Genomic DNA, 15,230 nt, shown 5'->3' with positions numbered 1-15,230 from the left:
TCACTGAGCTTAGTTTTATTGGTAGCCCCCACTTCTTTTAAAATACAACCTGACTGGGCCATTACCTCAGGAACACGAAATGAACCGCCGATTTCTACAAGTTGACTGCGGGAAATAATCACTTCCTTGCCTGCCCCGAGAACGGATAAAGCCAGCAAAACTGCTGCTGCATTATTATTGACAACCAGTGCCGCTTCCGCCCCGGTAATCTGACAGAGCAGCTCCTCAACATGACTGTAACGGGAACCCCGTTTCCCGGTGGACAAATCCATTTCCAGATTACAATACCCCCGAGCCACAGCTGTCACTGCCGCCACTGCCCGGTCAGACAGAGGAGCTCTGCCTAAATTGGTATGCAAAACAACCCCGGTAGCATTTACTACCGGTTTTAGTTGCGGGGTGGATAGACGTAATAGGGCCTTTTCCACCTCAGCGCAGATCTCCCTTATCGCCGGTACCGCTTTTAATTCCTCATTCCTGATTCGCTGGCGATAGGCCTCTATCACCGCCTGAATTTTTTTTACCAGAATTTCCCGCGGAAATCTTGCTTTGACCGCCGGTTTAATTGCCTGCATAACTTTTTCTACTGCCGGCAAATGCCGCATTTTTTCATTTACAGACATCGGAGTTAAACTCCTTTCCTGGAATATTAGTGAAAAGCGCAATAAGCTCAGGGCTTATTGCACTTCTTCTTCCTCAAAACGATTTATCGGTTTTACGATCCGGGCCAACCAGATGCTGATTTCATAGAGGATAATCATTGGCGCTGCCATCAAAAGCTGGGAGATAATATCCGGACCGGGAGTTAAAAAAGCAGCAATAACAAAAATCAGCAAAATGGCAAATTTTCTGTTCTTTTTTAGAAATTCCGGAGTAACTAATCCCAGTTTGGCCAAAATAGACACCACTATCGGCAGCTCGAACACCAGGCCAAAGGGCAAGAGGAATGCCAGTGTGAAATTCCAGTATTCCTGCATACCATACATAGGTGCAACTGCTTCCCCACCAAAACCCCAGAAAAATACTGTACCGATTTTAAATACAGTAAAATAAGCAAAAATCAGGCCGGTGAAAAAGAGCAGTACGGCCGCAGGAAGAATTCTGCCTACGATCTTTTTCTCATGAGGCTTCAGAGCTGGTTCAATAAACGACCAGATCTGATAGATAATATAAGGGCTGGCCAGAACGATCCCAGTTACAAAAGCAATCTTGACATAGACGAAAAAAACATCTGTCGGTTTCAGAACAATCGGTTTAAAATTCGGATTAATATCCAGTAGTGGTTTTAAAAGAATTTGCATAATAGTTTCCCGGTAATACCAGCCAATAGCAAAACCAGGAATTAGAGAGAGAAGGCTCTTGATAATAACCCAGCGTAACTCCTCTAAATGGCCCAGCAGGGACATTTCCTTTTCAGACATGGGGCTCACCCCTATTGTTCCTTTTTCTCGGTGCCATTGTCTGTATCTGTTTCACTGGCGCTTTTTCTGAAATTGCGCACAGTTTCTCCCAGTGCCTTGCCGATACTGGGCAACTTACCGGGCCCAAAAATGATCAGAACAATCACCAGAATAATTATTGCTTCCTGCCAGCCAATTACAAATCCAAACATGTTTGCCCCTCCTTGCCTTAATCAAAGTAGCGGATAATGCGATATAAGGTATCTCTCTGGGCAGGACGATGACCTGCATCCTTAATGCATCTTATTATCTCGTCCATCGGCACTCTGTTGGTTACTCCTGCCGCTCTGACCACATTTTCCTCCAGCATGGTGCCTCCGAAATCATTGGCTCCAAAGCGCAAGGAAATTTGCGCCATTTTGGACCCCTGGGTTACCCAGGAAGCCTGGATATTAGGGAAATTATCCAGCATTATACGACTGACTGCCAGGGTTTTCAAATACTCAAAACCACCAGCGGTAGTGCCTCCCAGTTCGGTATTGAGAGGTTGAAAACTCCAGGGTATAAAAGCCGTAAAACCGCCGGTTTGGTCCTGAACCTCCCGCAACCGTACCATATGGGCCACCCGCTCTTCAGGACTTTCCACACTGCCAAACATCATAGTCGCTGTTGTTTTCATGCCCAGCTGATGGGCAATAATCATCACTTCCATCCATTGCTCCCAGGTAATTTTTCTGGGACTGATATAATGTCTGACCCGGTTGTCCAGAATCTCAGCTCCACCGCCAGGAATGGAATCCAGGCCAGCCTCCCGTAAAGCAGCAATCGTTTCCTTTAGACTCAGCCCACTGATTTCAGCCAGATGTACGATTTCCGGAGGCGAAAAAGAGTGGATATGCACATTATATCGTTCCTTTATGCCTTTGAGCAAATCCAGGTACCATTCAAAAGGCAAACTGGGGTTAATACCGCCCTGCATCAAAATTTGCGTACCACCAACAGCTAGTGTTTCCTCAATTTTGCGGTAGATTTCTTCATAGGACAAAACATAAGCATCAGCATCATCTTCCGAACGGTAAAAGGCGCAAAAACGGCATTTTACTTTACAAATATTAGTATAATTGATGTTACGATCAATTACAAAAGTCACCAGGTTTTCTGGGTGTTTGCGTAAACGGATCTGATGAGCAACCTGGCCAATCGCCACCAGATCGTTGGATTGGAGTAAGGCAACGCCTTCAGCCATAGACAGGCGTTCACCGTCCAATGCCTTTTTTAAAATCGGTTCAACGCCCATCTTTTTCCCTCCAGATCTCTATTTTCACTCTTTCTTCCAGTATCCCTGTTTTATAAGCATAATCAAAGAAGGCATTCATTGCCCTAATATCTTTCTCTGTTAAAGAATGGGTGATGGTATGAAAATACCTTCTCAGATAGTCTTCAGTAAACCAGGGACTGCGGTCCTGGGCCAGGGCAATCAGCTGGTCTTCATGCTCCCGCCCCCAGCGCAAGCTAGCCTGCAGGGCACTGGCCAGCCGGGCAATTTCCTGGGGGTGTTCTCCAGCAAAATCCTTTTTTACCACCCAGACAGCATACACCATACTTTCCCCGGTCATCTCTTTCCAAACAGCTCCAACATCGGTAACTATTATGCCCTCATAATAGCCGCTGTTCACTTTTAGCTGTTCAATCATGGCGATGTCGCCAATTAACAGAGCCGCCTCGGCCCGGGATAACATAGCTGTTAAATCCGGTTCCATGGTGACGAAGTCACAGCTGATATGGTAATAGTGCTCCAGTAATATTTTTAATAAGGCTATCGTAGTAGCTGATGTGTTAGGCAAGGCGATGACTTTGTGATCAAGTTCAGTAACAGGTATCCGGGAAAAAAGCAATAAGCTCATTACTTCCCCATCCGCCCCAATGGATAGATCAGGTAAAACCAGACACTGGTCAGCATGCCGGGCATATTCAATGGATGAAATGGGTGTAACATCCAGTTCTCCCTGCAAAAACATGCGATTCAACTGGGCCGGTGGGCCGGGAACGATTTCTGCCTCCAGGGTAATAATCTCCTGGTTTATTGCCGTATAGACAGGCAGGCAATTGATAAAATCCACCTGCCCCAAACGCAAACTGGCCAACCTTAACCCTCCCTGACTACATTATAGAGCGTATCTCTTTCCACCGGAACAAAGCCGGCATCCCTGATCAACTTGACTATTTCCGCCCGTGTCATGGACTGACTGGTATCCGCTCCTGCATCATGAGTAATTCTTTCTTCTACCACAGTGCCATCCAAATCGTCCACACCAAAGGCCAGTGAAACCTGGGCAACTTTCGGGCCGATCATAATCCAGAAAGCCTTGATATGGTCAAAGTTATCCAGCAATAACCGGCCGATAGCCAGTGTTTTAAGGTCATCAAAACCGGTGGTACGGGTAGTAATAACATTTTCCATCTGAGTATGTTTGGGATGAAAAGCCAGGGGAATAAAGGTCATGAAACCGCCGGTTTGGTCTTGAACTTCCCGCAGGCGCAGCATATGATCTACCCGTTCTTCAATGGTTTCGATGTGGCCATAGAGCATAGTAGCATTTGACCTCATCCCAATTTTATGGGCGGTAGCATGGACTTCTAGCCAGCGTTCCCCACTGATTTTTTTCTCACAAACCTTTTCTCTAACCCTGGGAGAAAAGATTTCCGCTCCACCTCCAGGCAAAGAGCCCAGTCCAGCCGCCTGCAGGCGACGCAGGACCTCTTCAACCGTTATCCCTTCCTGTTCAGCAAAATGGTCAATTTCAACGGCGGTAAAAGCCTGAAGATGAACACCCGGTAAAATCCGGTGCACTCTCCGCAGCATTTCTTCGGCATACTCCAGACGCAGATCGGGATGGCAACCGCCAACAATATGGACCTCAGTTACTCCCATGTCTACTACTTCCCTGGCTTTAGCCTCAATAACCTCCAGGGGCAGTAAGTAGGCTTTAGGATCATCCTTGTCTCTGCCAAAGGCACAGAATTTGCAACGTACTTTGCAGATATTGGTGTGATTAATATGACGGTTGACAATAAAATAGGCCCTGTTACCATTTTTCCTTTTCCTGACCAGGTCAGCCATGTAGCCAATGGTTAACAGGTCATTCGATTGATAAAGCCGTATCCCATCTTCCCGGCTTAATCTTTCTCCTTTTACTACTTTTTCAACGATATCATAGAGGTCACTATCACGAAACAATTCCTGCATCAGTTTCCCCTCCAATTTGTCCAGACCAGCGTCTGTACAGCTGATGTTCTATTCCCAGAATATCCAGCACACGTCCGACCACAAAATTCACCATATCATCAATTGTCTGTGGGCGTTGATAAAAAGCTGGCATTGCCGGAACTATTTTCACTCCCATTTGGGACAATTTCAGCATATTTTCCAGATGAATTTGATTCAATGGCGTCTCCCTTGGCACTAATACCAGTGGTCTTCCTTCCTTTAACATTACATCTGCCGCCCGTTCTACCAGATTGCTGGAACGGCCAGTAGCAATTCCTGACAAGGTGGACATGGTACAGGGGATGATAATCATGCCCTGGGTACGATATGAACCACTGGCCAGGCGACCACTGATATCCTGCCAGTGATAGTAGGTAAGACGCCTGCTTTGAGGCCAGTTTAAATATGCCTTTATTGCTCCCTCGAGCTGGGGACTGTCAGCATCTAGCTGCCAGCCCAGTTCATCTTGTAGTACCAGAAAACCCGGACCGGTAATAGTCAAATCCACATCCCAGCCCAGTTCAGCCAAAGCCTGGAGCAACCTTACCCCATAAGGAGCTCCACTGGCCCCCGTAATTGCGACTACGAATGAGCCCATAAAATCCTCCTTACCTGAGAAACAGGTCCAGTAATGTAAAAACAAACATTAGAACAGCGATAATACCATTCATATTGAAAAAAGCGATATCCAGTTTAGAAAGATCCCGGGGAGATACCAGAGAGTGTTCCTTAATTAGTATGCCAACAGTAATAAGTACCCCCAAGTAATATATCCATCCGGCTGCCACCAGTACCCCGGTCAACACCAGCAATACAACCGTTAAAGCATGCATGATACGGGCGACTAACAGCGCTTTAGCAAGGCCAAACCGGGCAGGAATGGAGTAAATGCCATGGGTACGGTCAAATTCATAATCCTGACAGGCGTAGATAATATCAAAACCAGCGATCCAGGTGGCAACCGCCAGGCCAAGTACAACCCCTGGTAACTCAATTGCAGCTCTAATAGCAACCCAGGCTCCCAGCGGTGCCAGGCCAATGGCTATACCCAGTACCAAATGACAAAGCCAGGTAAACCGTTTCGTATAAGAATAAATGACCAGAAAGAAAATAGCAATCGGCATAAGCTTAAAACACAACTCATTCAGCTGAGCTGCAGCGTACCCCATTAACAAAAAAGAAAGGAGCGTATAAACCCAGACTTCACCAACCGATAACAGACCTCTAGGAATCGCCCGGGTAGCTGTGCGGGGATTACGGGCATCTATGTGTCGATCTATGATGCGGTTTAAAGACATGGCGGCGGTGCGGGCACCGACCATGGCCAGGGTTATCCAGAGAAACTGACTCAAGGTCGGTGCTCCACCGACTGCCAGAAAGGCTCCTAGATAGGCAAAGGGTAAAGCGAAAATAGTATGTTCAAATTTAATCATTTCAGCAAAAATTTTTACTTTAGCCATCAGATTAGTCGATACCATAACTCTTCCACTTCCTGTCGACCAGTTCCTTGATTTCCGGGCTCATTTCAATATCATCCGGCCATTCCCTGGTATGACCTTCACTGGGCCACTTCTTGGTTGCATCGATCCCCATTTTAGTTCCGTAATTTGGAAGAGGCGAAGCGTGGTCCAGGATATCAAGGGGTCCTTCGACCATTACTACATCCCTTTTGGCATCGATATTATTGAAAACCTTCCACATGACTTCGGAAACATTGTGTGGGTTAACATGTTCATCCACAACGATTATGAGTTTGGTAAACATCATTTGTCCCATGCCCCAGAGAGCATGCATTACCTTTTTGGCATGGCCAGGATAGCTTTTGCGAATGGAAACAATGGCACAGTTATGGAAAACCCCTTCTAAAGGCAAGTTCATATCCACTATTTCCGGCAACTGAAGTTTCAAGAGGGGCAAAAAGATTCTTTCTGTTGCTTTCCCCAGATAACAATCTTCCATCGGTGGTTTACCAACGATAGTAGTAGGATAAATGGGTTTCTTTCTCATTGTAACACAATTAATATGGAAGACCGGATAATAGTCAGCCAGAGAATAGTAACCGGTATGATCCCCAAAGGGTCCTTCCCAGCGCAATTCATCCAGATCAACATAACCTTCCAGCACAATTTCAGCATGGGCAGGTACTTCCAGGTCAACGGTTTCGCATTTCACCAGTTCTACTGGCTCTTTACGCAGGAACCCGGCAAAAAACATCTCATCCACCCCGGCTGGCAGCGGAGCGGTAGCAGCATAAATAGTAGCCGGGTCAGCCCCCAGTGCCACTGCTACTTCCATTTTCCGATCCCCACGGCGCTTGTGGGCCCGATAATGCTCAGCACCATGCTTATGTAGATGCCAGTGCATACCGGTAGTCCGACCGTCATATACTTGCATTCGGTACATGCCTACATTGCGTTTCCCTGTTTCCGGATCTTTGGTGAAGACGAGGGGCAAAGTAATAAACCGCCCCCCATCCCCCGGCCAGCATTTGAGAATGGGGAATTTGGTAATATCGATTTCGTCCCCTTTAAGAATCACTTCTTTAACCGGACCAGTCTTAACAATTTTAGGCATAAAATTCGCGATTTGAGCAACTTTCGGCAATGCTTTCAATTTGTCGAAAAAGCTAGTTGGAACTTCCGGCGGTTGCAAAAAAGTAAGAATTTCCTGTCCTATTTCATCCAGATTGTTTACTTCTAAAGCCAGGTTCATTCTTTCAAAAGTTCCGAAAGCATTAATCAGAACCGGCATGTCCGAACCTTTGACATTTTCAAACAAAAGAGCAGGTCCATAGGCTTTAGAAACTCGATCTGTAATTTCGGTAATTTCCAGAATGGGATCCACTTCTGTGGTAATCCTCTTTAGCCAGCCTTTTTGTTCTAATGCCTCAATGAAATGTCGCAAATCCCGATAACCCATTGATTATCTCCTTTCCATCAATAATTGGTTTTCTGCATTACAATACCAGTTGATCAACCAGGTTAAATCCTGTTTTTCCTGGCACTCCGGCCAGCTGGCAATAATCTTAAGAGCCTGCCACTCATCTTTTCGGGCCAGAGCCAACCCCAGCTGATAGGCTTCCTCTTCCCGGCTGGAATCAACCCGGGCCAGCCTGGATGCCAGTCGGCAGCCCCCGGCCAGTAGCTCCTTTTCTTCTTCCGGCCAGTCCAGCTGGTGGCCCTGTAATCGAAGCACAGCCGCCTCGTTTATTTTCCGAATAATGTCTGCCAACGGCCCTAGAAATTCCAGCAAATCAGCCTCACAAAGGGTAGTAAAAAAGCGTCCATAGAGGTAGTCCCCTACTAAAACCGGCAGCTGGGTACCATCCCGGGGATCTATCTCCTCTCCCGCAGAATGAGTATCAGGTACCTGTCGATGAATCCTTGCTGCCAGATAAATCAATTGAACAACTGCTGCCAAAGCGGGAGCTTTCTGCCCTTTATACCCGAAAATACGGCTTATCAACAAAACCGCTGCAGGCCGGAGCCAGCGTTCATACCCATCGGCTTCCAGGTGGGCAAAATCAGTTAGATGGCCGGAACGAACCTTAAGATATCGTCCAATAATCTTTTCCACCTCTTCTAAATCACCTGCAACAGCTTCCAGTACCTCAGCGGCCATCGACAAACCTCCTCAGTAAAATTTGTAACCTTTAATATATTCGTGGCCAAATCCACTTTTCCTGCCTGAAGGCAGGAATCTAAAAACAAAGGAAAAAGCCCTGCAACGGGCTTTTGTAATGTTTGCGTATATTATAACCTTTCTTAAAGGTGCTATGCAAGTAAGTTGTATCTTTGCAACAAAGGCAGTGGATCTATAAAATGCTTTTCCAGTCCGAGCTCATTGCTTTTACAACCCAGAGCCAGCCCTACCAGCTCGGTTAAATAAAATACTGGAATGTCCGGTAAATCACCATATTTTTTGCTTTCCTTTTGCCGCATATCCAGGTTCGACATACAGAGAGGGCATGCGGTAACAATCGCCTCTGCCCCCGCATCCCAGGCAATACGGAGAATATCATAAATTAACTTTTCGTGTACCCCTTCCTGATAAAAAGGCAGTGAACCGCCGCAGCATTCTGTTTTATAAGGGTAAGGCAGAACCTGGGCACCGATTGAAGCCAGTATGTTATCCATAGACATTGGATTTTCCGGATGACCATATCCTGTGATACCAGGGGGTTTTACCAGCAAACAGCCGTAATAGCAAACAACCTTCAATCCGGCCAGATTGCGGACTAACTGACCTTTCTCAATATTTTCACTCACAGCCTCGATTATATTTTTTACTTTGATGGTCGGATCATAGGAATAGCCCATAATTTCTTCCATTTTTTCTCTTGCCTTTTCAGAATGCTGTAGCTCATGTCTGGCCGTCTGCAACCGCTGATAACAGGCAGCACAAGGGACAACAATATCCCCAGCCACTTTTTGGGCTAGAAAAAGATTCCGGCCTGGAATAGCTGCTGCCAGAAAATGACCTCTATTATGAGCAGATGAAGCTCCACAGCAATTCCAGTCGGGAATGTCGATTAACCTCATATTCAGTTTTTGAGCCACAGCTTTTGTGGAAAGGTCAAAATCCCTGGCAGTTGCGTGTAAGCTGCAACCAGGATAGTATGCATAATTGGCCATTAGATATCATCTCCCATCTCGCGTGCAGCCTGATAGATTTTATTGATCTGGTTCAGACCATTGATCGATTCAGGGAAAAGTTTCAGTTTTCCTTTACTGAACATAGGCCAGCCGTATTGGGCATCCTTAAACAGGTTGCCTGTTTTTAAATTTAGCTGGATGGCCAGCCCCAGTTCATACAACCTGCCAAAACGCCGTACTGAGCCCAGAAAGACATCATGGAATATATTGGCATTGCGCCCAAACCGATTTGCCATACCTCTTTTTAATGATAGCCTCCTCAATTCATCCATGGTGGCAGCGATATCAATGCCCCGCAAACAACGGGTGGTACAGGTATTACAGCTGGCACAAACCCAGATGGATTTGGCAGTGAGAACTTCATCCACCAGGCCTCTCTGCAACAAACGCATAACCTGGTTGGGTGGTATGTCCATGGCAAATTGAACCGGACAGCCCGCACTGCATTTTCCACATTGATAACACTGTCTTGCGACCTGAATCAGTTTATCCATCTTCTCCCCTCCCATCTCTATCAAAAAAGTAATTCTACATTGTCAGAATAATTCCTCTTTTTTGAAAACAGAAAAGCAAAAAAATATAAGCCTTGCAACCTCTTCCAGGCTGTCAAGGCTTATACTAACCTTTTTGACGTCGTCGGTCAGTACTAATAAATATCCCTCCTACAGATTGGCAGCGGCCTTCTGCGGAAGAATGGAATCGATGATCCCTCGTTTGGTTTCTTTGGCTTCCACTTGCTCTGCGCCGAATTGCTCAGCCAGATAATTGCAAGCATCCCAGGGATCAACTTTTTCTCCGCAGGTAAAGACATCTACTGCCGCATACCCCAGTTCAGGCCAGGTATGAATGGCTAAATGGGATTCAGAAATCACAACAACTCCACTAACACCCTGGGGGCTGAATTTATGGAACACAAACTCCCGTACTTCGGCACCTGCTTCAAGAGCAGCTTGAACCATAATTTGCTCAACTTTCTTTACATCGTTCAGAATATCAAATTTGCATCCATAAATTTCAGCCAAGATGTGACGACCCAAAGCGTTCATTTAACATCTCATCCTCCTTTAAACATTTTTTTGGAAACCGATCCCACCTCCAGGCGCTTTTCGGAATCCAATCAAATTAAATAATAGCACATTTTCCCCGGATGTCAATAAAAATTTTTTATTCAACTTTGTTTATTAATATACCAAGCCCTTCTATCTCTACTGAAACCTCATCCCCCCTCAGCATCGGCCCTACCCCCTCAGGAGTACCGGTCAGGATTACATCCCCGGGATAAAGAGTCATAACCTGTGATACGTATGACACCAGGGCTTCAACGCTATGAATTAACATATCCGTTTTCGCTTCCTGTTTAATCTGTCCATTCAGGGTTGTCCTGATGGTACGGTCCCGCCAGTCGATATCCTTTATAATATACGGTCCTAAGGGCAAAAATGTGTCGAAAGACTTGGCCCGGGTCCACTGGCCGTCTTTTTGTTGTAAATCTCTGGCGGTAACATCATTAGCACAGGTGTAACCAAAAATATACCGGGAGGCGGCTTTAGTATCGATTTTCTTACACTCATGCCCGATAACTACTGCCAGTTCCCCCTCATAATCTACCCGTTGACTTTGCTCAGGATATCGTATAATATCACCAGGTCCAATCACTGCTGACGGCGGTTTTAAGAAAATAACAGGCTCCGGCGGTAATTGCATATCCAGCTCAGCTGCATGCTGGCGATAATTAAGCCCAACACAAATGATTTTGCTCGGGTTACAGGGAGCCAGCAACTGGATATCTCCTGTATCCGGTATTACCTCGATTATCTTGTTGTCATTGACCCAGGGCGGTTCAGACAACAATCCGATCTGCCCATCCTTTAACCAGACAGCATAACTCACTTTACCATTTGTCAACCTGATTTTCCCATACTTTTTCATAACCCCCGCCTCCCATTTAGTTCATTTAGCACTAGATAAAGTAAGGGTGATGACAAATAAATCATGGCCGTAGCGGCTGCAACGATCCCGGAATCATTTACTATCAGTACCAGCAGCACCGCTACCATCGCCCCGCTTAAACCGCGGAACAATACAGGGTATGTCTGCCTGATTCTCTTCATCACCCCAACCGGCCGATAAAATAGAATGGTCAGAACCAGGAGTGCCCCTAAAAAGACCCGGGCCCAGACTGTGACGCCAACGATCAATTTATAATTCATGGCCAGTTTGCGCTGGAATATATCAAAGAGGGCCTTCCAGCCCTGGCCAACAACCAGAGCCATCGTTCGCCCCATATGCGTCTGCAATTCCGGGGGCCGCTGCCAGTCCCAGTAAAAGAACAGGACTAGAAGCAAGATGGTAGCCAGACCAATACCGAATATTTGCCGCCATCTTATCTGCTTGCCCTGTAAGAGTAACCAGGTCCAGATGAAGCCCCCTACGGCTGCAATAGCTCCACCCACATCACTACCCAGGCCAGGAGCTGCCAGTAAATACGTTATACCAGCAAAAACAACTGCAATCACCCAGCCCAGTAGTCGCTGCTGTTTTGACCAGATTTCGGCCAGAATAGCAACCCCAACTATGCTTGCCCCCAAAATTACACCTTCATACTCGTTGCCAATCCCATAATAACGGGCACCTACCAGAAAGTCATACCCCAGCACACTCTGTTTCATCAGCGGATTACCCATGACAGTATCGATTACAATCACAGAAACGGTAAATAGAAAAAGCATAGCAAAAGGTAACAAGATATGGACTTTGCGCAGGGGCAACAAAACCACAGTTAAGACAAAGGTGGCCAGAATAGTAACACCTAATAAAACCGGAAGACTCTGAACCGGTAACAGAGGTAAGAGGAGAAAAACAGCCGGAACCGCCGCAAAGGCCAGCAGAATTTGCCCCATCGTTTTAGGACGTGGCCGATGCAAAAATACCGAAACCAGTGCTAGCAACAAAACAACCAGTTCCCAGAAGGCATAGCCACGGGCCAGGGGTGGCCGAGCCTGGAACACCGCAACCATCCTTTCCTCCTGCCGGATTAAATCCTCCGGCTTCTTGCCATTGCCTGTTGCTTTAAAAGCCTGTCCCAGCATCACTTCCGGCTTGTCCAGATGCAAGAGTTGTAAAATAGCAGGAGCCACATCTATATTGGCTACCAGCCCCTCGCGCTTGGTTGTAGGGCTGAAAAGCCAGCCCTGCTTTATCCCCGGCCCAACTAGCAGCAAAGGGGCAGCTGTCCGGTCTTCTTCCAGGGCCTTGGCTGATGGTGTAGGACTTATTATTAGCAAATAAGCTTTTTCTTCTGCACACAGCTGATATAATTGACCAAGGAAGCTATCAGCTTCTTGTAGTACTTGTTTGCGCTGGGCCTGCCACCATTCAGGCAGCATCATGTTTCTGGCAGCTTCAAGCCGACCTAAATCCCCCCAGTCAATTATGATTAAATCCGCTACATTCCAAACTTGTTTTAAAACTTTTTCAGTTTTAGCAACATCAATTTTTTTAGAAAAAGGCCGTTCCGGATCAATGGTAGTAATCCGGCTCCCCACAGCCCCAAAATCTATTTGCCCTTTTGCATCCATGGCAAATAAAGCCGCCGGTCGAAAAGGCAAATCCCGATCCCGATCACCGATTAAGGCTGTCCGCAATTGTTGACGGTGTATAGTTTCTCCCAGGGCTCCCGGTTGATTGAGATAAGGTAATTTAGCAGCCAAATTCAGTAACTGGGGAACGGATAATACGGATATCTGGCCCGTAGGGTGATAGCCCATTCGTTGCCGGTACAAATCAAAAGCTCGCTCATTCAGCCAGGTTTCATTACTATCCAGGGCCAGCTCTGTAGTCAGATCCGTACCCAGTCGGGTTCCCGCCCCTATTGTCAACATGGTGCTGTTAGCTGAACGGGGATAACCCTGAGCCACCGGAGTATTCATCAATCCCAGCGCTCCTTGCGCCATCAGCTTCTGCAGATTGGGCAAATTTTCGCTTTGCCAGTCCTGCAGGCTCAGGTGATCCAGAATCAATACCACCACTTTGGGCCTCTCCGCAGATACAGCCAATGTCGGATTTAGAACCAGGCCCAAACAAAGCAAAAGAAAAAGCCAAATCCGCTTGCTCAATTTCTTTTCCCCTCACTTATAATTTTTTGATAAACTGATTCTGTTGCCTTTATCATTCCAGCTAGTGAAAACTGAGTTTCAATCTTTTGTTTAGCTGCTAATGCTATCTGCTGGGCCAGATTTAAATTATCCAGCACCCAGCCTACTTTTGCTGCCAGCGCCCTGCTATCTGCCACCGGTACCAGCCAGCCCTCCCGGCCATCGGTAATTACTTCCGGTATCCCGCCAGCGTTAGTTGCCACCATCGGTAAGCCAGCCGCTGCCGCCTCCAGCAGGGATATTCCCATCCCCTCCGAAAGCGAAGGTAAGACAAAAACATCGATTGCCCTTAAATAGGGCCGGATATCTTCAACATGTCCTGTAAACACAAATCTTTTTGACAAGCCGCTTATTTTTACTTGTTCCTCCAGCTGGGGTTTTAATGGCCCGTCCCCTACCAGCAAAAATAACAAGTCTTCCCTTTCTCTGGCCATAAGTTCTGCCATTTCAACAAAATAATTTAATCCTTTTTGAGGAGCAAACCGCGCTACCGAACCAATTATTTTTGCCTCCTGAGAAATACCCAGTGCTGCTCGGGCTTGAGATGGAGTGAAAGGAAACCGGGAAAAAAAACTGGTATCTATACCGTTATAAATTATATGAATTTGCTCCCGCCTGGCGCCAAGCTGCTCTAATTCCCTGGCAATAGCCCGGGAAACGGCAATATACGCAGTTGTCCTGCCAGCCAGAACACGCTCCAGCACTTTATAAACCATGCCTTTCCAGCCTTTCACAGAGCCTGCCAGTATCAGATTGTGGGCCGTGATCAGCACCGGTGTTTTTGATCCCATCGCTGCCAGCCGACTGATCAGACCGGCTTTAGCTCCATGAGCATGGATAAGATCAAATTTTTTCTCCTGTAAATACCGGCGCAGCTGATAAACCGCCGGCCAATCAGCCCAGGGATTAAGGCTGGCGGAGATTTTCAGGGGCAAATAAGTAATTGTTTTTCCTTCTATTTTTAGCTGTGGCGGACCCGCCAGGACTATCTCCCATTTTGTATCTAGCCCTTGAATTAGGGAGCGGACGTGTTCAGCCATCCCGCCTGCTACCGGCCGTACCACATAGAGAATCCTGTTCATTCCTATTACACTCCATTCCATTTTCTTGCCCTAAATCATACCACAAAAAGAAAGCAGAAAAAAGAGGGACTAGAGCCGGTTCACATATCCGGCTATTCCCTCCAGCATAGCTAAGCAGTTTTCTTTTGTTTTTTTACTTAATATAGGGTTTAATAATGGTGCCAGTGCCGGAACCCCCAGTTCAAAATCCACAGTTAGACTGACCAGGGAGCCGCCATCTTTGTCTTCAATAACCCAGCTGCCTTCAAACTTTTTTAAATCCCCACTGATGAGCTTATAATCAATCTGCCCCTGTTCCGGATAAAAACGATCTTCTTCCAGCCAGCAAATCATTCTGCCATCTACTTCTGTTTTCCAGGCGGAAATGGCATAGTTATGCTCCCGGTTGATAATCCTAACTTCTTTTACATTGCGCATAAACTTGGGATAATCCTCCATCGCCGCAGCTAACGGAAAAACAACAGCTTTAGGAGCAGCCACCCATTTGGAAACTCTTATCTTAGGCATCTTCTTCCACCTCCTTTACCACCTCATTGAGGCTTTCCTCCAATATCTGCAAGAAGAGATTAATTTCTTCATTGGATATAATTAATGGCGGTTCCAGCCTGATAACCCTGGTGTTATTTAAAGTAGTACCTACCAGTACTCCCCTGTTGAGCAGGGCCTGGATC

At 46.6% G+C, this 15,230-nt stretch carries 17 protein-coding genes; all 17 read right to left on the bottom strand.

Annotated features, from left to right (window positions below; all coding sequences use genetic code 11):
* A partial coding sequence (gene selA / locus JDF658_RS06840; RefSeq protein ID WP_079906933.1) for an L-seryl-tRNA(Sec) selenium transferase occupies positions 1-623 on the bottom strand: 623 nt, incomplete at its 3' end.
* Between the two features lie 54 nt (positions 624-677).
* Positions 678-1,421, bottom strand: a complete 744-nt coding sequence (tatC, locus tag JDF658_RS06835; RefSeq protein ID WP_078665501.1) for a twin-arginine translocase subunit TatC — start codon at positions 1,419-1,421, stop codon at positions 678-680.
* 11 nt (positions 1,422-1,432) lie between these two features.
* Entirely contained in the window at positions 1,433-1,612 is a 180-nt protein-coding gene (gene tatA, locus JDF658_RS06830) for a twin-arginine translocase TatA/TatE family subunit (RefSeq protein WP_078665500.1), read from the bottom strand.
* 17 nt (positions 1,613-1,629) lie between these two features.
* Complete coding sequence (mqnC, locus tag JDF658_RS06825) at positions 1,630-2,697, bottom strand: cyclic dehypoxanthinyl futalosine synthase (protein ID WP_079906931.1); 1,068 nt, start codon at positions 2,695-2,697, stop codon at positions 1,630-1,632.
* The gene (locus tag JDF658_RS06820) at positions 2,687-3,544 is read right to left on the bottom strand and encodes a menaquinone biosynthetic enzyme MqnA/MqnD family protein (RefSeq protein WP_078665498.1); all 858 of its coding nucleotides are present in this window, start codon (positions 3,542-3,544) and stop codon (positions 2,687-2,689) included. Before JDF658_RS06820 ends, mqnC begins: the two co-directional genes overlap by 11 nt.
* A gap of 2 nt (positions 3,545-3,546) precedes the next feature.
* A complete protein-coding gene (gene mqnE, locus JDF658_RS06815) occupies positions 3,547-4,647 on the bottom strand; it encodes an aminofutalosine synthase MqnE (RefSeq protein WP_078665497.1) in 1,101 nt (366 codons plus the stop codon).
* Complete coding sequence (locus tag JDF658_RS06810; RefSeq protein ID WP_078665496.1) at positions 4,628-5,266, bottom strand: UbiX family flavin prenyltransferase; 639 nt, start codon at positions 5,264-5,266, stop codon at positions 4,628-4,630. Before JDF658_RS06810 ends, mqnE begins: the two co-directional genes overlap by 20 nt.
* A gap of 10 nt (positions 5,267-5,276) precedes the next feature.
* Positions 5,277-6,146, bottom strand: coding sequence for a UbiA-like polyprenyltransferase (locus tag JDF658_RS06805; protein ID WP_242946629.1), 870 nt, complete (start codon positions 6,144-6,146; stop codon positions 5,277-5,279).
* A complete protein-coding gene (locus tag JDF658_RS06800) occupies positions 6,133-7,587 on the bottom strand; it encodes a menaquinone biosynthesis decarboxylase (RefSeq protein WP_079906929.1) in 1,455 nt (484 codons plus the stop codon). The genes JDF658_RS06805 and JDF658_RS06800 overlap by 14 nt, the downstream gene beginning before the upstream one ends.
* A 3-nt stretch (positions 7,588-7,590) precedes the next feature.
* Positions 7,591-8,289 carry a hypothetical protein gene (locus tag JDF658_RS06795; protein ID WP_079906927.1) on the bottom strand — a complete coding sequence of 233 codons (699 nt, stop codon included), beginning with the start codon at positions 8,287-8,289 and terminating at the stop codon, positions 7,591-7,593.
* Between the two features lie 152 nt (positions 8,290-8,441).
* Complete coding sequence (locus JDF658_RS06790; RefSeq protein WP_079906925.1) at positions 8,442-9,302, bottom strand: CoB--CoM heterodisulfide reductase iron-sulfur subunit B family protein; 861 nt, start codon at positions 9,300-9,302, stop codon at positions 8,442-8,444.
* Positions 9,302-9,817: a 4Fe-4S dicluster domain-containing protein gene (locus JDF658_RS06785; protein ID WP_242946628.1), complete on the bottom strand. Its 516-nt coding sequence runs from the start codon at positions 9,815-9,817 to the stop codon at positions 9,302-9,304. Before JDF658_RS06785 ends, JDF658_RS06790 begins: the two co-directional genes overlap by 1 nt.
* Before the next feature lie 168 nt (positions 9,818-9,985).
* Positions 9,986-10,369, bottom strand: coding sequence for an adenosylmethionine decarboxylase (speD, locus tag JDF658_RS06780; RefSeq protein WP_078665492.1), 384 nt, complete (start codon positions 10,367-10,369; stop codon positions 9,986-9,988).
* A 118-nt stretch (positions 10,370-10,487) separates the two neighbouring features.
* Positions 10,488-11,252, bottom strand: a complete 765-nt coding sequence (locus tag JDF658_RS06775; protein ID WP_079906924.1) for a fumarylacetoacetate hydrolase family protein — start codon at positions 11,250-11,252, stop codon at positions 10,488-10,490.
* Positions 11,249-13,438 carry a hypothetical protein gene (locus JDF658_RS06770; protein WP_079906922.1) on the bottom strand — a complete coding sequence of 730 codons (2,190 nt, stop codon included), beginning with the start codon at positions 13,436-13,438 and terminating at the stop codon, positions 11,249-11,251. Before JDF658_RS06770 ends, JDF658_RS06775 begins: the two co-directional genes overlap by 4 nt.
* A complete protein-coding gene (locus JDF658_RS06765) occupies positions 13,435-14,559 on the bottom strand; it encodes a glycosyltransferase family 4 protein (protein ID WP_159446583.1) in 1,125 nt (374 codons plus the stop codon). The genes JDF658_RS06770 and JDF658_RS06765 overlap by 4 nt, the downstream gene beginning before the upstream one ends.
* Positions 14,560-14,628: 69 nt before the next feature.
* Positions 14,629-15,066: a type II toxin-antitoxin system RatA family toxin gene (locus tag JDF658_RS06760; protein WP_078665488.1), complete on the bottom strand. Its 438-nt coding sequence runs from the start codon at positions 15,064-15,066 to the stop codon at positions 14,629-14,631.
* Between the last annotated feature and the right edge of the window lie 164 nt (positions 15,067-15,230).

It is taken from the genome of Carboxydocella sp. JDF658 (genome assembly GCF_002049395.1).
Taxonomy (GTDB): domain Bacteria; phylum Bacillota.
The sequence above is the reverse complement of the archived record's forward strand: the minus strand, read 5'-3'. Positions and strand labels throughout refer to the sequence as shown.